The sequence below is a fragment of the Bradyrhizobium sp. SZCCHNR1053 genome (assembly GCF_032381235.1).
Lineage (GTDB): Bacteria > Pseudomonadota > Alphaproteobacteria > Rhizobiales > Xanthobacteraceae > Bradyrhizobium.
Window position 1 is genome coordinate 473,207 of sequence record NZ_JAUHJM010000003.1, and the last position, 17,994, is coordinate 491,200.

Here is a 17,994-nt window from a genome sequence, read left to right on the forward strand (position 1 = left end):
TCGGACCCGTTCCAGCCGAAACGTCCGGTTCGCGCCGAAACACTTGAGAGCGAATGCCGGGATGATTGCGCGCTGCGCGCGATCGGGGCTCGAACAGCGCCGCAGCGGCTGGTCCTAATGCCGGCCCCATGGGCCTGCAGCAGGTGTCGTCCAGGGGCCTTCCGGGGCGGCTTGCCCGCTGCCGGGCGACTTACCCCCTCCATCGGCATCGCCCCACGGGCCGGCCGGGGGCAGCGGCGGTGGCGCAGTGCCGTCGGCTGGCTCGTCACCGGTATCGGTATCTCTCCCGTCGGACGGCAGCGCCAGCGGGCCCGGATCATGGCCGCCGGCGAACTTGATCAGCGCCTGGACGCGGGAGTCGACCGAGGGATGGGTGGCGAACAAATCGGCAAAGCCCTCGCGCGGATTGTCGACGCACAATTCCATGACGGCGGAGGTGGCGCCGGGCAGTTCGCCCCGCCCTTCGATCTTGCGCAGGGCGCTGATCATGGCGTCCGGATTCTTGGTCAGCTCGACAGACCCGGCATCGGCAAGGTATTCGCGGGTGCGCGACAGCGCCAGCTTGACCACCTGGGACAGCAGCCAGGCCACCACGATCAGCACCACCGCGATGATCACGACGATGATGGCCCCGCCGCCGGAGCCCTTGCGGTCGGAGTCGGACGAGGAGGAGGACGACGACGACGAGCGACCCCAGCCGCCGCCCCAGCTCATGTTGGTGAACAGGCGGAAGAACAATTCACCGAAGAAGCCGACGACGCCGGCGATGATCACGGCCACGACCATCAGCTGCACGTCGCCGTTGCGGATATGGGTGAGCTCGTGGCCGAGCACCGCCTCGATCTCCTGGTCATCGAGTGCGTTCAGAAGACCGCTCGTGACGGTGACGGCGTATTGCCGCGGATTCAGGCCGGTGGCGAAGGCGTTCAGCGCCGGGCTGTCCATGACCTTCAGCTGCGGCATGGTGATGCCGCGCGAGATGCAGAGATTCTCGAGCAGATTGTAGAGCCGCGGCTGCTCCTGGCGGGTCACGGCCGTCCCGCCGGTCACGGCGTCGATCATCTTCTGATGGAAAAAATACGCGATGACGATCCAGGCCGCGGCGCCGATCGTGGCCCAGGGCAACGCCTTGATCAGGTCGCGCGTAGCGGCCTGCATGTAATAGGCGACGCTGCCATTGCCGTTGATCATGACCTCGGCGATCAGCGCGCCGGCGAACACCAGCACGTAGATCAGCAGGAACAGGCCGCCGAGCAGCAGCATCGAACGGGTCTTGTTCGATGCGATGTGGGTGTAGAGACCATAGGCGGCCATGGCGTCGGGCCCTTCAGCGCGGAGGGCGCGGGATCAGAACTTGACGCTGGGCGCGGCCTCGACCTCGGTCCGGCTGGCGCCGAGATCGAAGAATTCCTTGCGGGTGAAGCCGAAGGTGCCGGCGAACAGCGCGGCCGGCATCTGCTGAATGCCGGTATTATACTCCTGCACCGCGTTGTTGAAGAAGCGGCGGCTGGCGGCGATCTTGTTCTCGATGTCGGAGAGCTCGCCGGCGAGCTGCTGGAAGTTGGCGTTGGCCTTGAGGTCCGGATAGGCCTCGGACAGTGCGATCAGGCGGCCGAGCGCGCCGGAGAGCTGGCCTTCGGCGGCCGAGACCTGGGCCGGGCCCTGCGCCGACATCGCCGCATTGCGGGCCTTGATGACCTCGTCCAGGGTGCCGCGCTCATGCGCGGCGTAGCCCTTCACGGTCTCGACCAGATTCGGGATCAGGTCGTGGCGCAGCTTGAGCTGGACGTCGATGTCGGCAAAGGCCTGGCCGACCCGCTGGCTGAGGGCGACCAGCCGGTTGTAGGCGCCAAGGGCGAACAGTACGAGGATGACGATGATGCCGAGGACGATCCAGCCGGACATGACGGGCTCCGAGGGAGAGGGCAGGAGGACGAGGCGCCGCCACGCGACGGCGCCGCCGGTCCGCAGGTGGACCGGCGTGCATTGGTCGCACTAGGGGGGATGCCCGTTCAAGTCGCTTGAGGCTGACTGGTCCGTTCGATGGGCGCCCAGGCGACCGAATGGGCGCCGGAGGCAGTGATGCGCAGGGCTCAATAGGGACGGGCGACCCGCCATTGCTGCGTGGGATCGTTGCCCTTGATATCGCCGGGGGCGCTGTCGAGCTGCGAGGTGTAGAGCGGACGGTAGCGGTAGGCCCACATCTTCTTGCCGTCGCTGCGGGTGATGACGGTGAAGTCGCCGCTGGCGGTCGCGTTGTCGGGTGCGATCAGCGGCGGCCGCTTCTCGGCACAGGCACCGTCGCAGGTCGACTTGTTCCCGGTGTTGTCGCGCTCGGTGTAATACAGCGTCATCCCCTTGGGATCGACCAGGACGGGGCCGTTCTTGCCGACGATGGCCTTGGCCGGCGGGCCTTCCTGCTTCGGCGGGGGCGGTGCCGAGGATCCACCACCGTGGCCGTTTGCCAGGGCCGTTCCTGCCGAAGCCAGCAGCGCGGCGGTGATCATCATCGTCCTGTACATCGAAACGCGTTCCCTAGTGAGCAGCGCCTTCAGCGCCTGTTGCAGCTCACCGTAGCAAGCGCGGATTTCTCGCCGGTTTCGCGAAATCGCGAAAATGAGAGACGAATACGACCCACCGTTAACCATGGGCCGTCGGCCGAGGTATCTACGAACCTGGCGGCTCCACGCCGTCGCCCCAGTCCCAGCGCCGCGCGGCGGCAAAGGCGGGCTTGTCGCGGCGGGGGATGCTGACGACCCTGGCGGCACCATCCGCCTGGCACAGCTTCGCGGTTGCCCCGACCTTGGTGACCGCCGGCGGCGCCAGCACGCGTGCGGCGGGCCGATGCGTCGCGGGCTTGCGGGTGAGGGCAATGAAGCTGAACTTCTCGTCCTCGAACGGAACGTCCGCGCCCTTGAGCTCGCGATGCGCCCGCGAGCGCGCCAGCCGCTGGGCGAAATGGCACCAATCCGGTGCGATCAGTGGACACGCCGCGGCGTGCGGGCAGGGGGCGGCGATGTGGGCTCCGGACGCGATCAGGCGGTCGCGCGCCGCGATGATGCGCTGATAGCCGGCGGGCGTGCCGGGTTCGACGATCAGGAGCGTATCGCCGGTCCTCGCCCACAGCGCATCAATGATGCCCGGGCGTTCGGCGTCGCTCAGTTCGCCAATCATGTAGCTGGCGATGACGAGATCGGCGCCCGTGCTGCGCTCGAGCAGCGCTCGCGCCGAGCCCAGCGCGTAGTCGAGGTCGCGGATGCGTGTCGCGTCGCCAGCGAGCGCCAGCGCGAGCGTGCGCAAGGCGGGATTGGAATCGATGGCGGCGAAAGACGCCAGCGACGGGAATGCGTCCGCCGCAGCGAAGCTTGCGGTGCCCGGACCGGCGCCGACATCGAGCAGCGAGGCCGGGGCGAAGTCCGGGCTCGCCTGCATCACGGCATTCAGGCTGGCCACCACCGCTGCATACGTCGCCGGCATCCGCACGACGGCATAGGCGATCGCGTCGGCTTCGCTCGTGATCGTCCCCGAATTGCCGCCGCTGCGATAGGAATCCGAGATGCGGGCCGCGCGGGCGGCGGCCTCCTGCCGCGACTGCCCGTGCAGCCTGGCTTCGAGGGATGCCTTCAGCGCTGCGGGCAGATCAGGAGAGATCATCGGTCCTCTCCGCGCGTCAGTCCGGGCGCCGCGCTTGCGGCGATCCGGAATGACGGAGCAAGATCACGCCACCTGCTGGTCGAGGATCTTCACGGCCTCGTCGAGTGCGACCGACACCAGCTGCGACACGCCGCGCTCGGCCATGGTGACGCCAAACAGCCGGTTCATGCGCGCCATGGTGATCGGGTTGTGGGTGATGATGATGAAGCGGGTCTCGGTCGAGCCCTTCATCTCGTGCAGCAGGTTGCAGAAGCGTTCGACGTTGTGGTCGTCGAGCGGCGCGTCGACCTCGTCCAGCACGCAGATCGGCGAGGGGTTGGTGAGGAACACCGCGAAGATCAGCGCCATCGCCGTCAGCGCCTGCTCGCCGCCCGACAGCAGCGACAGCGTCTGCGGCTTCTTGCCCGGCGGCTTGGCGATGATCTCGAGGCCGGCCTCGAGCGGATCGTCGCTCTCGATCAGATGCAGCGCGGCCTCGCCGCCGCCGAACAGCTCGGTGAACAGACGCTTGAAGTGGTCGTTGACGGTCTCGAACGAGGCCTGCAGCCGCTCGCGCGCCTCCTTGTTGAGGCTCTGGATGCCCTGGCGCAGCCGCTTGATGGCCTCGACGAGGTCGTCGCGCTCGGTGGTCAGCGCGGTGTGCGAGCCCTCGACCTCGGTGAGCTCCTCTTCGGCGCGCAGATTGACGGCGCCAAGCCGCTCGCGGTCGCGCCGCAGCTTCTCCAGGCTCTCTTCGATCTCGTGCAACGGCGGCAGTTGCGTGTCCGGGCCGATCTCGGCCATGGCGGCGACCGCCTGCGGCTCGCATTCGAGCATGTCGTGGATCTCGCGCTCGACGTCGCCGACGCGGCGCTTGGCGCTTTCGAGTCGCTCCTCGGCGCGGGCCGCGGCCTCGCGCGACTTCGACAGCGCTTCCAGCGACGCCTTGGCGGCACGGTCGGTGTCGCCCATCGCGGTCTCGGCCTCGGCCAGCGCGTCGGCGGCGACCTGGCGCTCGCCTTCGGCGATGGCGAGCTCGTCGATCAGCGCGCTGCGCTTCTCGGCAAAGATCTCCGGCGCGTTTTCGAGCTCGGCGCGTTCGTCCTTCACCTCGGCGATGCGGGCCTCGATGGTGGCGATCTGCGAGCCGGCGCCGCGGATGCGGTTGAACCAGTCGTTGCGCTCGCTGATGATTGCCTGCACGCGGCGGTCGGCGAGCTCGGCCTCGCGGGCCAGCGCCTGCGCTTCGGCCCGGACCTGCGCCGCGGCGCGGCGCTTGGTCTCGATCTCGGCCCGCACGGCGGCAAGACGGCCGTCGGCTTCGTTGGTCGCCGGCAGCTCCTCGATCGCCTCCAGCGCATTCTGGTGCAGCTCGGCGATCTCGGCGCGGTCGTGGGCGAGGCGGGTCGAGGCTTCGACCAGCGCCGATTTGCGCGCCGAATGGCGGTTGATCTCGCGCTCGGCATTGGCGTGGCGCTCACGCGCGGAGTTCACCTCGCGCTGGGCGGCGCGCCAGGCTTCGCGCGCGGCGCTCTCGGCGGCGGTCGCGGCCCGCACCTCGGCCTCGGCGCTCTCGAGCGCCTGGCGCTTGTTCGTCGCATCGATGCGTGCCTGCTCCAGCTCGGCCTCGATGTCGATCAGGCGGGCGCGCTCGGCCAGGCGACGCGCCGCGCCGGTCGGCGCATGCGCCGCGGCGATGAAGCCATCCCAGCGCCAGACGTCGCCTTCGGAGGACACCAGCCGCTGGCCGGTCTTGAGCTGCGACACCAGCTGGGCGCCGCGATCACGCGACACCACGCCGATCTGCGCCAGACGGCGCGACAGCTCCGGCGGTGCCTGGACATAGGCCGCGAGCGGCTCGACGCCATCCGGCAGCGCGGGGTCGATGACCTCGGCGCCGGCCACGGTCCAATGCATCGGCGCGGACGCGTCGACCGGCGCATCAAGGTCGTCGCCGAGCACGGCGCCGAGCGCCTTCTCATAGCCCTTGGCGACCGTGACGCCGTCGATGATCGGCGGCCACAGATTCTTGGTCTCGCTGTTGACCATCTTGGAGATGGTGCGGGCCTCGGTCTCGAGCCGCTGAGCGCGCTTCTCGGCCTCGGCGAGCGGGGCGCGCGAGGCTTCGAGCTTCTGCCGTGCATTGGCCTGCGCCGACTCGTTGGTCTGCACCGCGGCCTCGGCCTGCGCCTCAGCCTCCTCGGCCGCTTCGAGCGAGGCGGCGAGCGTGTCGAGATCGCCGAGATGGGCGGTCTCCTGCGCCAGCCGCTCCTCATCGGCGCGGACATTGGCGATGTCCTGGTCGAGGCGGGCGAGACGATCGCGGTGGCTGCGAACGTTGGCTTCGAGCTGGTTGCGGCGGGCGGTGAGGTCCGCAAGCTGCGTCGTCAGCTCGGTGAACTGGCGCTCGGTTTCGGCCAGCAGCGCCTCGGCCTCGGCGACGCGCTCGTCGACGCCGCTGCGCATCTCGACGCGCGCCTTGATCTCTTCCTTCAGCTCCGCGTCTTCGGTTTCCAGCCGCTGCAGCGCGACCTGCGCGTCCTGGTTCTGCTGCTGCTCGCGGGCGACGTCGGCGGTGAGCTGCATCAGGCGGCGATCGAGCTCGCCGGCGCGCTCCTTGGCGCGCAGCTCCTCGCGGTCGAGCAGGTCGCGGGCGTTCTTCAGCCGCTGCATCGTCGCGGCGGCGCGGGCCTCGGCCTCGCGCAGCGCCGGCAGATGCGACGAACGGATTGCCTGGATGCGGGCCGACTCGGCCTGCTCGCGGGTCCGCTCCGCCATCTCGCGCACGGCGACATCGTGCACATGGGCGGCGTCGTTGAGATCGGCATGCGCGCCCATCCAGCGCATATGATAGAGGGTGGCTTCCGCCTTGCGCACCTTGGCCGCGACCTCGCGGTAGCGGATCGCCTGCCGCGCCTGCTTGCGCAGGCCTTCCATCTGGCCGGAGAGCTGGCCGATGACGTCTTCGACGCGCAGCAGATTGGTCTCGGCCGCCTTCAGGCGCAGCTCGGCCTCGTGGCGGCGCGCATGCAGGCCGGCGACGCCGGCGGCGTCTTCGAGCACGCGGCGGCGCTGCTCAGGTTTCGCTTGAATGATTTCGCCGATCTTGCCCTGGTGGACCAGCGCCGGCGAACGCGCGCCGGTGGCGGCGTCGGCGAACAGGATCTGCACGTCGCGGGCGCGCACGTCGCGGCCGTTGATGCGATAGACCGAGCCGGCCTCGCGCTCGATGCGACGCGAGATTTCGAGAATGTCGCGATCGTTCACGGCGGCTGGCGCGGTGCGATCGCTGTTGTCGATCGTCATCACCACTTCGGCGTGGTTGCGCGACGGACGCGTGTTCGAGCCGGAGAAGATCACCGCGTCCATGTCGGCGGCGCGCAGCGATTTGTGCGAGGTCTCACCCATCGCCCAGCGCAGCGCTTCGACCAGATTCGACTTGCCGCAGCCGTTCGGACCGACGACGCCGGTGAGGCCGGGTTCGATCACGAAGTCAGTCGGTTCGACGAACGTCTTGAAACCGTGAAGACGAAGACGGGTGAGTTTCATGTACAGATTCTCTGTTGGCGGGAGACGAATCTCCTAGCCCCGACAATACCATGGAAGGCAATGTCAATGTGGACTGAGTCGCCCTGGCGCCCCATTCTGAGGGCGGGACAATGGCGAGGGCCGGTCCCCAGGGCAACCCGCCGGCCCTGCTTTTCCAAGGCTTTCTCGTGGCGAACGGCCCACGAAACAGAAGCGGCCCCATTGAGGGGCCGCGCTGTGTCTTTGAGGACTCAGTGATTCGAATCAGCTCTTCAGAAGCGGGTTGATCTTCTTCTGAAACTCCTCGATCGAAGTCTCGCCCTTGATCTTCTCGCCGTTGATGAAGAAGGTCGGCGTCGAATCGACTTTCAGAATGTCGCTCGCGTATTTCTGGTCGGCGGCGATCTTGTCGAGCAGCGCCTGGTCCTTCAGGCAGGCCTCGACCTGCTGCTGGCTGAGGCCGGCCTGCTTGCCGATCCGGGTCAGCGTCTCGGTCGTGTTCTTCACCACCCAGTCGTTCTGCGAGCGGAACAGCATGTCGGTGACGGCAAAATACTTCTGCGCGTCGCCATTGGCGATGCAGCGCGTCAGCATCGAGCCGGCCGCGGCCTTGATGTCGAGCGGGAACTCGCGGAAGATGTAGCGCACCTTGCCGGTATCGATGTATTCGGCCTTCAGCTTCGGGAACACGGTCGCATTGAACGCGGCGCAATGCGGGCAGGTCATCGAGGCATATTCGGTGATGGTGACGGCGGCGTCGGCCGGCCCGATCGCCATGTCCGGCAGCGACACCGGCTTGGCGACATCGGTGGCGCTCTGGGCCATGGCGTCCGAAATCAGCCGCAGCGGGGACAGGCCCGCCAGAGCGGCGAGGCCGGTCAGCGACAAGGCTGCGGTGAAGGCGCGGCGGGTGATGATCAAGGCTCTGCTCCGGAATGGGCGCATCTCGCGCCTGAAACACTCGTAACTCGGCTTTTCGCTAGCTTGAAACCCAGCTTGAGGCAATGCCGGGTCGCAAACCGGGATCAAACGGGAAGCGTCAATTTCGCTTGATGGCGGCGCCCAGCCGGGCGAGGGCGTCGCGCAGGGCGTCGTCCTCGATGGCGGTCAGGGTCTGCGCGACTTTCGCCACCGTGTTCGGATCGGGCGGCACCGGGCGGCGCTTCACCGGGGGGCGCAACAGCGGCCCCTGGCGCAGCGCCAGCTTGCCCACAGCGTGCCAACCGAAGAAGCGATTGACCCGCTCCAGGATCACGTCCGACGAATGCTGGATCTCCAGCGCCATCGGCCCCTCGACGCGCAGGATCAAGGTCGCCGGCTCCTGCGGCTGGCCCTCGACCGGCCGCGGCCATTGCATCTTCAGCGGCTGGGCATGGTCGGCGATGTCGCGGCCGGCGATCTCCGGCCAGCGCGTCACCAGCTCGCGCGCCGCAAAGCCCTGCTTGGCATAGGCGGCCGACAGCACGTCGCCCATCATCAGCGACAGCGGTTTTGCGGTGAGGCGGCCGGGCTTTGCCATCGATGCAGGCTTCTCGTGGTCTGCCGCCCGTCCGAGCCGCCGGGGCTCGAAGAAAGCCGTGGATGCCGCAGACGAGACTGCGGTCCAGCGGGCGACGATGGCTCCTGACGTACTAGATTAAGCCAATGGTGTCATCAGCCCTTCCTTCCAAGCGCAAGAGCCGATCAGAGAATCGCGCCTCCGCCGAGCGTCCCGTGCAACTGCTCGCCTGGTACGACCGCCACCAGCGGCGGCTGCCGTGGCGCGCGCTGGCCGGGCAGCGCTCCGATCCCTATCGCGTCTGGCTGTCCGAGATCATGCTGCAGCAGACCACGGTGAAAGCCGTCGGGCCATATTTCGAGAAGTTCCTGTCGCGTTGGCCTGATGTCACCGCGCTCGGCAGCGCTGATCTCGACGACGTGCTCAGGATGTGGGCGGGCCTCGGCTATTATTCGCGGGCGCGCAACCTGCATGCCTGCGCCGTCGCCGTGCTGCGCGAGCATGCCGGCGTGTTCCCGGACACCGAGGAGGGGCTGCGCGCGCTGCCCGGCGTCGGTCCGTACACCGCGGCCGCCATCGCCGCGATCGCGTTCGATCGGCTGACCATGCCGGTCGACGGCAACATCGAGCGCGTGGTATCGCGGCTGTTCGCGGTGGAGGAGGCCTTGCCGCAGGCCAAGCCGCAGATCCAGGCGCTCGCGGCGACCCTGCTCGGGCCGTCCCGCGCCGGCGACAGCGCGCAGGCACTGATGGATCTCGGCGCCACCATCTGCACGCCGAAGAAGCCGGCCTGTTCGCTGTGTCCCTTGAGCGAGGACTGCGCCGCACGCGAGCGCGGCGACCAGGACACGTTCCCGCGCAAGGCCGCCAAGAAGACCGGCACGCTCCGGCGCGGCGCCGCCTTCGTCGTCACCAGAGGCGACGAGCTGCTGGTGCGCTCCCGCCCCGCAAAGGGCCTGCTCGGCGGCATGACCGAGGTTCCCGGCTCGGAATGGCTCGCCGGCCAGGACGATGCCGACGCGCTCGCCCAGGCGCCCGAGCTGGCCGGCGTAAAGCGCTGGCACCGCAAGCTCGGCGTCGTCACCCACGTCTTCACCCATTTCCCGCTGGAACTCGTGGTCTACACGGCGCGTGTGCCCGCCCGGACGCGCGCGCCGGACGGCATGCGTTGGGTCCCGATCGCGACCCTCGACGGCGAGGCGCTGCCCAACGTCATGCGCAAGGTCGTCGCGCACGGGCTGGGGCAGTGAGGGCGCGCTGAGCGTGTAGTTTGTAGGGTGGGCAAAGCGGTCGCCGAAGGCGCGCCGTGCCCACCATCGAGGCTGCGAGTGCGCAGCGAGACGGTGGGCACGCTGCCGCCTTCGGCGACCGCTTTGCCCACCCTACGGCCGCGCATATCAATATGCTCCATTGTCGTCCCGGCGAAAGCCGGGACCCATACCCACAGGGAGTGGTTTGAGGCACACCGGTCATTGGCATTCTGCCCATCACGACGGCCGCGGAGTATGGGTCCCGGATCGGCGCCGCGCCGCGCTGGTGCGCGTCGCGGCTTGTCCGGGACGACAGCGGTAGATGAGGCGGATTCACGGCTCAAACAGCGGCTTGCATGATACCCGTTGAAGCGGGGCCGCAGTTGAGCGGCCCCGCTGCTTTCGCTTAATTCGGCTTGGGCGTCTCCACCACCAGCGCCACGATCCGCCGCACCAGCGGCAGGACAGCGAGCAGCGTGGGGAGCGCGACGAGCCAGGAGATGGCCCACGCTGCGGGCCAGGTCTCGATGAACGCCTGTGTCGGTCCAAGACTCTTCAGCGTGGCGATCGCCGACACGACGAACGTCATCAGCACCGAGAGTGTCAGCGGCATGACGACGGCTGCATAGCGCGCGGGCAGTTTTCTGCGCGCGCGCCGTTCACCAGGTGGATTCATGATAGCAGTTCCGGAATTCGATCGGTCGATCACGGGCAACGCATCCTGCATTCCTCCGGATCGAGCCGATCCGTTGAATGCGTTGCCTGACGTGAGACGCTTACGGTGCGCATCCGCGCAGCGGGCGTCTGATAGCCTGACAACAAGGCGGACGCCAGCCAAAAATCTGAACGAGGCGGAATTCATGCCGCTGCTGCGCTAGCCGGTTTGGAGGGTAGGGTGGGCAAAGGCGCGCATCACCGTATTCACCGCAGACTGCGCTCGATCGCGCGCCGTGCCCACCATCTGACTCGGAGTACGCAGCACCGCGGTGGGCACGCTGCCGCCCTGCCGGGCGGCTGCTTTGCCTACCCTGCGCGACCTCGACTGTATTAACGCATTTTGCTGTTGGCGGCCTGACGGAGGAGAACGCGCGGGCGCCCGCCGGCGTCCGCTCACGTCGGTTTCGTCGGACGTCCTGGCGCGCCGCCGAGCTCGCGGCCGGTTTCCAGCATCAGCGTGCGCAGCCAGATCGATCCCGGCTCGACCTGCGCCCTGGTCGGATAGAACATGTATTGTTCGTCGACGCCGGGATCGAGCGGCGGCGCGACGGTTGACAGCGACAAGGCCTGCGCCAGCGCCGCGATCAGGCGGCGCGGCACGAAGGCGACGAGATCGGTGCGCGCGGCGACATGCAGCGCCTCGATGTAGCTCGGCACGACCAGTGCGATCCGCCGCTCCCAGCCCTTGCTGCGCAGCCAGCCGTCGACCAGGTCCTCGCTTTGGCCGCGCAGCACCACCGCGACATGCCGGGCGGCCAGGAAGCCGTCTCGCCGGCTCAGTCGCCTGCCGGCCGGGTGACCGCGCCGCACCGCCAGCGCATCGCTGTCGGTGTAGAGCAACTGGCGATGGAAGCCCTTGAAGGCGTTGCCGATCGAGATCACCATGTCGATGGTGCGGGCGAACTCGGCGTGGAAGATCGCAGGGCCTCGCCAAGGCACGACGTCGATGCGGAGGTTGGGCGCGGCGCGCGTCACCTTGGCCATCAACGACGGCATCAGCAGCTCGACCGCGAGATCAGGCATCATCAGGCGAAATTGGCGTTCGCTCCGTGCAGCGTCGAACGCGTCGGGCGTGAACAGGCCGCGCACCTGATCCAGCGCCTGGGCGAGCGGAGCCTGCAGCGCAAGGGCGCGCGGGGTCAGCTCCATCCGCGCGCCGGTGCGTACCAGCAGGGGATCGCCGAGCAGGTCGCGCAGCCGCTGCAGGGCGTGGCTGGTGGCCGGCTGGGACAGTCCGATCCGCAGCGCAGCCCGGCTGACGCTGCTCTCGCGGAGCAGCGCGTCGAGCGCCACCAGCAGATTGAGGTCGAGCGCGGCCAAATTCATGGGGCAAATTGATATCATATCCGATATCGATTGGAAGAATGCGCCGCCGCCCGTCATGCTTCGCTCCGTTGCAGAGGAGATCGGAGACAGATGACATGACCGCAAGCGCCAACAAGCAATTGATGCAGGACTTGCTCGCCAAGGCCGTCGCCGGCGACCGCGCGGCCTATGTCGCGGCCATCGCCGACGACGTCACGATGGTGATCACGGGACAATATTCGTGGTCGCAGACGATCCGCGGCAAGGAGGCGCTGTTGCGCAATCTCCATGGCCTCCTCACCAGTCTGCTGGCGGAGGGACGCCGCGCCATTCCGCTGCGCTTCATCGCGGATGACGACCTCGTCGTGGTCGAGGCCAAGGGCGAGATGCGCACCAGGGCCGGACGGCCCTACAACAACGACTACTGCCTGATCTATCGGCTGCACGAGGGGCGCATCGTCGAGATCCGTGAATACTGCGACTCGGCGCTGACGGAAGCGGTGCTGGGACCGTTTCCGGCTGCGCTCAGGCAGACGGGTTGATGCGACGATGCCTGAATTCAAGGAGGGTTTGCCGATGAGCGCCGCAGAAGCCACGGGTCATGACAACAAGCGGATCGTGCAGCATGTGTTCGACGAGCTGGCGAAGAGCAATCCGCGGCCGCTACTCGATCGTCTCGCGGATGATTTCCGCTTCGTCATCATGGGCAGCGGATCCTGGTCGCGCAGCTATGACGGCAAGGCGACCGTTCTCGCCGAGTTGTTCGCGCCGCTGCGGGCGCGGCTCGGCCGCATCACCACCATCCCGATCCGGCTGACGGCCGAGGATGACCGCGTCGTGGTCGAGGCGCGTGGCCGCAATACGACGAGCGACGGCAAGATCTACAACAACAGCTATTGCAACGTCCTTCGCCTGGAGAACGGCCGTGTCCTGGAATGGATCGAATATTGCGACACGCTGCTGATCGAGACCGCACTCGGTCCGCCGCCGACGACGTCATGAGACAATTACGGTGACATCTCTGGACTGCACCCCTCAAGTGAGACACAGATAATTTCTGCGACAGGCATTTCGAGGATGACCTGTGGCAGCAAGAGGGAAGAGCCGTCAGTTTCCGGCGCCCATCGCGGCCATCGTAGTTATTCGATCAACTGAATCCGGACCCTAGACGGAGCGTCCTTGAGCACGCTGGCGGCAGTAGCGCCAAAGGTTGCCTTGAAGGCGTGGCTGAAATGGCTGGAGCTCGAAAAGCCTGCATCGAGCGCCGCCGACGTGATAGAATCGCCATTTCCCACGCGCTCCACAGCGTGCCGGAAACGAATCCAAATCCTAAACGTCCTAAGTGGCACCCCAATCTCTTGGACGAACAGATGCTGCAGGCGACCAGGGGAAAGGTCGACTCGCCGGGCCAGTTCCTGGATCGAGTGATTGCGGGCGATGTCAGCCCTTATGATAGCTACGACACGTTCAACCCGCGCATCGAACCGTGGTGGGCGCGGTTCGATTCCCAATGCCTGTTCAGCAGCGAAATCGAAATCGTCGAAGCGTAGCCTATCACCTGTCTGATGCAGCGCGTAGAGATTCCGCACAGCGACGATAAGCGAACTTTCGATGTCAGGGTCCAGTGAGCTTAGGCCACATCTCTGACGGGGCGAGAGGCGCCGATAGTAAGGATCGTCAGGGTCGTTGTATATCACGGCGACCGGCGCCCCGCTTAGATCAAGGGTATGCGCCAAGCCTGCGGGGACGATGGCGGTAAGGCAGGCCAGGCTCTCCCCGGCCATTGTGGTGCCGATCCGCAGAGGGGCCTGAAGCGCCACCAGGCAGACCGATATTGGATGCCGGTGCAGCGGCAGCGTACCCAGACGCCCGATGAACATCATTCGTTGAGGCCAGAGGCACAACAAAGCTCTCTCGTCGAAATTGGTAGCCGATTCTGGCAAGCGGCCATTCCTCCACACGTCTATGCTTCGAGAAGGTCACGCCGACGGCATCCAGCGACCTTGGCGCGCAAGCTCTTGTACCCGGCGTCCATAGCGGAAAGATTTGTTTGGGGAAATAATGTCGAACGCTTTCTTGATTGCGAATATTGAGTTGTGGCGGCTTCTTCCGGTGGGCGGCATCTGGAAATGCCGCCGCATGGTTGCGTCGCCCGAAGTGCGGGCGTCTGTTTACGCCGACCCCTGCCATCGCAGCGCCAATGTATTCACCTGTTTGCTTGGTTCTTGCAGAATTCGCGCGGCTGAGCTGGCCACCGGGCGTCAGCGTGATCGCCGTCAGCACGCGATCACCTTCCTCGCGATGGCTGGTAGCTTTCAACGATCACCCGAACAGCCGAATCTGAAGGCCTGTCACACGAGGAGTTCAAGCGGGCTACGCGATATAGCCCACTTGCAACAGGCGCCCGGTCAGCCTCAGCCGGACTAAGAGACGACAGTCCATGTCACGGGCGCCGCGCCCGGCACACGAGACCCCTCAGCGATTGAGCCGCCGTGCCGGGGACCGCACGTCCTCGGCCGATGGAGCCCGGGCCGCCAAAACTAGGGAAGCACTGCGCCGTCACCCAAAACGCCCCACCGCACCGCGGTTTCTAGCCTCGCCCATACTCCGGAGCACCAGATGACCCTCGCCGCCCCCTACGACCCCGACAACATCTTTGGCCGAATCCTTCGCGGCGAAGTCCCCGCTGCCAAGGTCTGGGAGGACGATCACGTCCTCGCGTTCATGGACGCCTTTCCCCAGTCCGAAGGGCACGTACTGGTGATCTCGAAGACCTCGACCTCCCGCACCCTGCTGGACGTGGAGCCGGACGTGCTCGTTCGGCTGGTCGCAGCCACCCGACGCACCGCCCGGGCAGTGGTCAAGGCGCTGGCACCCGAGGGTTTCCTGATCGTTCAGTTGAACGGCGCGGCCAGCGGTCAGACCGTCTTCCACCTGCATTTCCATATCATACCTCGCTGGGCGGACGTTCCGATGAAGGGCCACGGGCAGGCGCCGATGGGTAAACCAGAAACCCTGCTCGCCCTCGCCGACCGCATCGCCACTGCGCTTGATTGACCGCAGCCCGGCATGCGGTCTGCTGCCGCTCAAATAGCAATCGGAAAAGCTCCGATGTGACTGTACGAAAACGATGTAGCCATGCCTTGCGGCGAACGCGCCGTCGCCCTGCGGGGGTATCACCGGAGGCTTCAACCGCTGGCGGAGTTTGTACGAAGTCCTGCTCAGCAACTGCACCTAGGAAGCTCAGCAAGGTCGACAAAATGAAAATAGGTGTCTCTGAGGCAACGGCGGTCAGTGGGCAGCACTCGACCGCGCGATTGGGCGAAGCTGGGGCTCGTCCTTTCTCCCGGCTTCCCGAAGTGGATTCTGGCTTAGGACTCTCATATGTTCCATTCACGTAGCATTGTCATCACCGGGGGGGCGACGGGCCTAGGCTTTGCGATAGCGAACGCGCTTACCCCCCAAGGTGCTCGGCTGACGCTCCTCTCGCGGCGAACCGATAATCTGGATCTCGCGGTTCATGAACTTCGTCGGCGACACGCCGGCGCCGATATCAAGGTTCAGTCCGTCGATGTTGGCGATCCGATTGCAACGTCTCAGGCTATCGAGGAGGTTGCTCGGCGCCGTGGAGGGATCGATATGCTGTTCAACAATGCAGGTGTGATGCGCGAGGGGCGGTTCGAGACCCTCACCGACAATGACTTCCAGGCCGTGATGCAAACCAATTTCTTCGGTCCGGTAAATGTCACCAGGGCTGCTTTACCCCATCTACGCGCCGCTGGCGGGCGGTTGATCAACATAGCATCGATCGCTGGTCTGACCGGAATCTTCGGTTTCACCGCCTATGGATCTGCGAAACACGCCTTGGTCGGCTTCACCGAATGCCTGCACTACGAACTGCTGCGCCAAGGTATCAAGGTTCACCTCGTCTGCCCAGCGGAGTTCGAGACGCCTATGGTGGCGGCGCTTGATTCCTATCGGACACCGGAGAACCGGCGACATACGCTGACCATCCCGAGAACTCCCTTGGAAATCGTGGTTGCGGACACATTGCGCGGAATCCGGCGCGACCGGTATTTCATCGTTCCGGGTGGCCGCGCCCGGCTGGCCGTCCTCGGCTTGCGGCTGGTACCATCGATTGTGCGTAGACTTGGCGAGCGCATTGTTGGGAAACTCGAGCGGAAGCACCCGGTGTGAGTTCATCGTCATACCGGCGATCGGCCGCGAGGCAATCCGTCGGAGGATGAACATGAATATGGTGACGCCTTCCGCGAGCGTATGAGGTCAGGCTTAAAGACTTCCGCTGCGTCACCAGATAGGACAAACCCGCCAGCGCGTGGACTGGTTGGAGCGAAGCGATACCATTGTTGTCTCGTAGACCAATTGATGGGTTTCGCGTTGCTCCACCCATCCCGCGAGCTAATCGACAGCATGCCGCGAAACTAAAGCGAAGTCACGCCCCACGCTTTGTCGGTGGCAGTAGCACGCCGGGCGGCGGATTCCAGTATTTCGTTGAGTATTAAGGTGACGCTGCATGAAACTTGTCGTGGCGCGCTGCCCCGACGAGACGGCTGCATACCGGTCGGCGCTGATCGCATCGACGGCGCAGCATGCGCCGACATTGCACGTCATTCCGATCCGTCGCTCCGTTCCGTTCCAGGATGCGTCTTCCGTTTTTCGGAATTTGTCTTGACTCCGACCCCAAATCAATGGCTATATCCGCCCCGTTCCGTCCCGGCAGGAGGGGCGTACGCGTCGTCACGACACGCGGGGCGGGATGCGGTGGCTGCGACGGCGTCGTCACGACGAGCGACGTCGACCGGCTTCGTCCAGTGCTGCGGCGGCTTGCCGGCGTGGCGCGGGTGCGGGGCCTTTCGCGGACGTTGAAATCGTGTGGTCCTGGCATCCCGATGCTGATGTCAACTCGCGTTGAGGCTTCGCTTCGCGCGGGGATGGTGGCCAGAAAGCCCGGCGCACCAGGGAGATCACGTATAAGACGTAAAGCCCATCGCGCAGGGAATGCCGGATGACCGGCTGGACCTGTGGTGACTGCCGCCTGCTTTCTTTTCTGCAGGCGGGCCATGGGTTGCGGCCAGCACCCGGCATTCCCTGCGCCCTCCTCTTTTCTTTGCGGGGGTCCTTCTCGGCAACACCTCGGGCGCTGCGCGCCGCGAGAGGGTGAGGTCATGTCCTTCATCGGGATGTCCTGCATCGGGATGTCTGTCGTCGCGTCGTCATCGATCGGCATGGGTCGTGTCCGGATCCGCGCGGGTCGAGCACGCGGCCCGCAGAATGCAGATCGCCCATGACGGCGCACGCGGGCGGCCAGGGGTGGACGGTCTGGATGGGTGCAGATAGGGTCGGACATCATCTGTCAGGGATCACCATGCTCAAGCTCTATGTCGCGCCGGGCACCTGCGCGCTCGCTTCACACATCGCGCTCGCCGAGACCGGCGCCGACTACGTCGCCGAGAAGCTCAGCTTCAAGACCGACCAGCAGAACAGCCCGGACTATCTCGCGATCAATCCCAAGGGGCGCGTTCCGGCGCTGGTGACGGAGCAGGGCGTCCTGACCGAGACGCCGGCGATGCTCGCCTATGTCGCGCAGCGCTTTCCGGAAGCGCGGCTTGCGCCGCTCGACGACGTCTTCGCGTTTGCCGAGGTGCAGTCGTTCAACAGCTATCTCTGCTCGACGGTCCACATCGCCCACGCGCACAAGATGCGGGGCTATCGCTGGGCCACCGAAGAGTCCTCCTTCGCCGACATGAAGAAGAAGGTGCCGGAGACGATGGGCGCCTGCTTCGCGCTGATCGAGCAGAAGATGCTGCGCGGCCCGTGGGTGATGGGCGAGCAGTACACGATCTGCGATCCCTATCTGTTCACGATCGCCCAATGGCTCGAAGGCGACGGCGTCGACATCAACGCCTTCCCGAAGGTCGCCGACCATTTTGGCCGCATGTCCGGGCGGCCGGCCGTCAAGAAGGCGCTGGCCGAGCTGGCGGGCTGACGGCCATCCTCGAGGCCATGGCGTCGGAACAGCGCCCGCCAGCATGGCGCATCGGG

17 protein-coding genes are annotated in these 17,994 nt (G+C 66.2%); 7 read left to right on the top strand and 10 right to left on the bottom strand.

Annotation, left to right across the window (positions count from 1 at the left end):
* Positions 1 to 114: 114 nt before the first annotated feature.
* The 7 genes from QX051_RS11365 to QX051_RS11395 form a co-directional block, all read right to left on the bottom strand.
* The gene (locus QX051_RS11365) at positions 115 to 1,314 is read right to left on the bottom strand and encodes a M48 family metallopeptidase (RefSeq protein WP_315776151.1); all 1,200 of its coding nucleotides are present in this window, start codon (positions 1,312 to 1,314) and stop codon (positions 115 to 117) included.
* Between the two features lie 33 nt (positions 1,315 to 1,347).
* The gene (locus QX051_RS11370; protein WP_315717271.1) at positions 1,348 to 1,905 is read right to left on the bottom strand and encodes a LemA family protein; all 558 of its coding nucleotides are present in this window, start codon (positions 1,903 to 1,905) and stop codon (positions 1,348 to 1,350) included.
* 188 nt (positions 1,906 to 2,093) lie between these two features.
* Positions 2,094 to 2,522 carry a hypothetical protein gene (locus tag QX051_RS11375; protein ID WP_315776152.1) on the bottom strand — a complete coding sequence of 143 codons (429 nt, stop codon included), beginning with the start codon at positions 2,520 to 2,522 and terminating at the stop codon, positions 2,094 to 2,096.
* A gap of 145 nt (positions 2,523 to 2,667) precedes the next feature.
* Positions 2,668 to 3,654: a small ribosomal subunit Rsm22 family protein gene (locus tag QX051_RS11380; RefSeq protein ID WP_315776153.1), complete on the bottom strand. Its 987-nt coding sequence runs from the start codon at positions 3,652 to 3,654 to the stop codon at positions 2,668 to 2,670.
* Positions 3,655 to 3,717: 63 nt separating this feature from the next.
* Positions 3,718 to 7,182, bottom strand: a complete 3,465-nt coding sequence (locus QX051_RS11385) for a chromosome segregation SMC family protein (protein WP_315776154.1) — start codon at positions 7,180 to 7,182, stop codon at positions 3,718 to 3,720.
* 243 nt (positions 7,183 to 7,425) lie between these two features.
* Positions 7,426 to 8,082 (bottom strand): DsbA family protein, encoded by a 657-nt coding sequence (locus QX051_RS11390; protein WP_315738330.1) that lies wholly within the window; start codon positions 8,080 to 8,082, stop codon positions 7,426 to 7,428.
* Between the two features lie 118 nt (positions 8,083 to 8,200).
* Positions 8,201 to 8,680, bottom strand: coding sequence for a DUF721 domain-containing protein (locus QX051_RS11395; RefSeq protein ID WP_315776155.1), 480 nt, complete (start codon positions 8,678 to 8,680; stop codon positions 8,201 to 8,203).
* 125 nt (positions 8,681 to 8,805) lie between these two features.
* Between QX051_RS11395 and mutY the strand changes: the two genes are divergently transcribed.
* Positions 8,806 to 9,909, top strand: a complete 1,104-nt coding sequence (mutY, locus tag QX051_RS11400) for an A/G-specific adenine glycosylase (protein WP_315776156.1) — start codon at positions 8,806 to 8,808, stop codon at positions 9,907 to 9,909.
* A 406-nt stretch (positions 9,910 to 10,315) separates the two neighbouring features.
* Here the strand turns inward: mutY and QX051_RS11405 are convergent, their stop codons facing one another.
* Together QX051_RS11405 and QX051_RS11410 are read right to left on the bottom strand one after the other, a co-directional pair.
* Positions 10,316 to 10,585, bottom strand: coding sequence for a DUF2798 domain-containing protein (locus QX051_RS11405; RefSeq protein WP_315776157.1), 270 nt, complete (start codon positions 10,583 to 10,585; stop codon positions 10,316 to 10,318).
* Positions 10,586 to 11,019: 434 nt separating this feature from the next.
* Positions 11,020 to 11,952 carry a LysR family transcriptional regulator gene (locus QX051_RS11410; protein WP_315776158.1) on the bottom strand — a complete coding sequence of 311 codons (933 nt, stop codon included), beginning with the start codon at positions 11,950 to 11,952 and terminating at the stop codon, positions 11,020 to 11,022.
* A gap of 95 nt (positions 11,953 to 12,047) precedes the next feature.
* Between QX051_RS11410 and QX051_RS11415 the strand changes: the two genes are divergently transcribed.
* Positions 12,048 to 12,473 (top strand): nuclear transport factor 2 family protein, encoded by a 426-nt coding sequence (locus QX051_RS11415; RefSeq protein WP_315776159.1) that lies wholly within the window; start codon positions 12,048 to 12,050, stop codon positions 12,471 to 12,473.
* Between the two features lie 34 nt (positions 12,474 to 12,507).
* Entirely contained in the window at positions 12,508 to 12,933 is a 426-nt protein-coding gene (locus QX051_RS11420) for a nuclear transport factor 2 family protein (RefSeq protein ID WP_315776160.1), read from the top strand.
* 137 nt (positions 12,934 to 13,070) lie between these two features.
* Here QX051_RS11420 and QX051_RS29475 read toward each other — a convergent pair whose 3' ends face one another.
* Positions 13,071 to 13,385, bottom strand: coding sequence for a helix-turn-helix domain-containing protein (locus tag QX051_RS29475; RefSeq protein ID WP_409997676.1), 315 nt, complete (start codon positions 13,383 to 13,385; stop codon positions 13,071 to 13,073).
* Between QX051_RS29475 and QX051_RS11425 the strand changes: the two genes are divergently transcribed.
* From QX051_RS11425 to QX051_RS11440, 4 genes are all read left to right on the top strand, one after another.
* The gene (locus QX051_RS11425; protein ID WP_315738324.1) at positions 13,302 to 13,481 is read left to right on the top strand and encodes a hypothetical protein; all 180 of its coding nucleotides are present in this window, start codon (positions 13,302 to 13,304) and stop codon (positions 13,479 to 13,481) included. The genes QX051_RS29475 and QX051_RS11425 overlap by 84 nt on opposite strands.
* Positions 13,482 to 14,550: 1,069 nt before the next feature.
* Entirely contained in the window at positions 14,551 to 14,988 is a 438-nt protein-coding gene (locus QX051_RS11430) for an HIT family protein (RefSeq protein ID WP_315738323.1), read from the top strand.
* 327 nt (positions 14,989 to 15,315) lie between these two features.
* Positions 15,316 to 16,128, top strand: a complete 813-nt coding sequence (locus tag QX051_RS11435) for an SDR family oxidoreductase (protein ID WP_315776161.1) — start codon at positions 15,316 to 15,318, stop codon at positions 16,126 to 16,128.
* A gap of 1,189 nt (positions 16,129 to 17,317) precedes the next feature.
* Positions 17,318 to 17,938 (top strand): glutathione S-transferase family protein, encoded by a 621-nt coding sequence (locus tag QX051_RS11440; RefSeq protein WP_315776264.1) that lies wholly within the window; start codon positions 17,318 to 17,320, stop codon positions 17,936 to 17,938.
* The last annotated feature ends 56 nt before the right edge of the window (positions 17,939 to 17,994 follow it).

Excerpts from the sequence above, each read along its gene's own strand:
- QX051_RS11380 (WP_315776153.1), bottom strand. The coding sequence starts at position 3,654 with ATGATCTCTCCTGATCTGCCCGCAGCGCTGAAGGCATCCCTCGAAGCC.
- QX051_RS11425 (WP_315738324.1), top strand. The coding sequence starts at position 13,302 with ATGCTGCAGGCGACCAGGGGAAAGGTCGACTCGCCGGGCCAGTTCCTG.
- QX051_RS11365 (WP_315776151.1), bottom strand. The coding sequence starts at position 1,314 with ATGGCCGCCTATGGTCTCTACACCCACATCGCATCGAACAAGACCCGT.
- QX051_RS11385 (WP_315776154.1), bottom strand. The coding sequence starts at position 7,182 with ATGAAACTCACCCGTCTTCGTCTTCACGGTTTCAAGACGTTCGTCGAA.
- QX051_RS11435 (WP_315776161.1), top strand. The coding sequence starts at position 15,316 with ATGTTCCATTCACGTAGCATTGTCATCACCGGGGGGGCGACGGGCCTA.
- QX051_RS11440 (WP_315776264.1), top strand. The coding sequence starts at position 17,318 with ATGCTCAAGCTCTATGTCGCGCCGGGCACCTGCGCGCTCGCTTCACAC.
- QX051_RS11420 (WP_315776160.1), top strand. The coding sequence starts at position 12,508 with ATGAGCGCCGCAGAAGCCACGGGTCATGACAACAAGCGGATCGTGCAG.
- QX051_RS11430 (WP_315738323.1), top strand. The coding sequence starts at position 14,551 with ATGACCCTCGCCGCCCCCTACGACCCCGACAACATCTTTGGCCGAATC.
- QX051_RS11375 (WP_315776152.1), bottom strand. The coding sequence starts at position 2,522 with ATGTACAGGACGATGATGATCACCGCCGCGCTGCTGGCTTCGGCAGGA.
- QX051_RS11395 (WP_315776155.1), bottom strand. The coding sequence starts at position 8,680 with ATGGCAAAGCCCGGCCGCCTCACCGCAAAACCGCTGTCGCTGATGATG.
- QX051_RS11410 (WP_315776158.1), bottom strand. The coding sequence starts at position 11,952 with ATGAATTTGGCCGCGCTCGACCTCAATCTGCTGGTGGCGCTCGACGCG.
- QX051_RS11415 (WP_315776159.1), top strand. The coding sequence starts at position 12,048 with ATGACCGCAAGCGCCAACAAGCAATTGATGCAGGACTTGCTCGCCAAG.
- mutY (WP_315776156.1), top strand. The coding sequence starts at position 8,806 with ATGGTGTCATCAGCCCTTCCTTCCAAGCGCAAGAGCCGATCAGAGAAT.
- QX051_RS11405 (WP_315776157.1), bottom strand. The coding sequence starts at position 10,585 with ATGAATCCACCTGGTGAACGGCGCGCGCGCAGAAAACTGCCCGCGCGC.
- QX051_RS11370 (WP_315717271.1), bottom strand. The coding sequence starts at position 1,905 with ATGTCCGGCTGGATCGTCCTCGGCATCATCGTCATCCTCGTACTGTTC.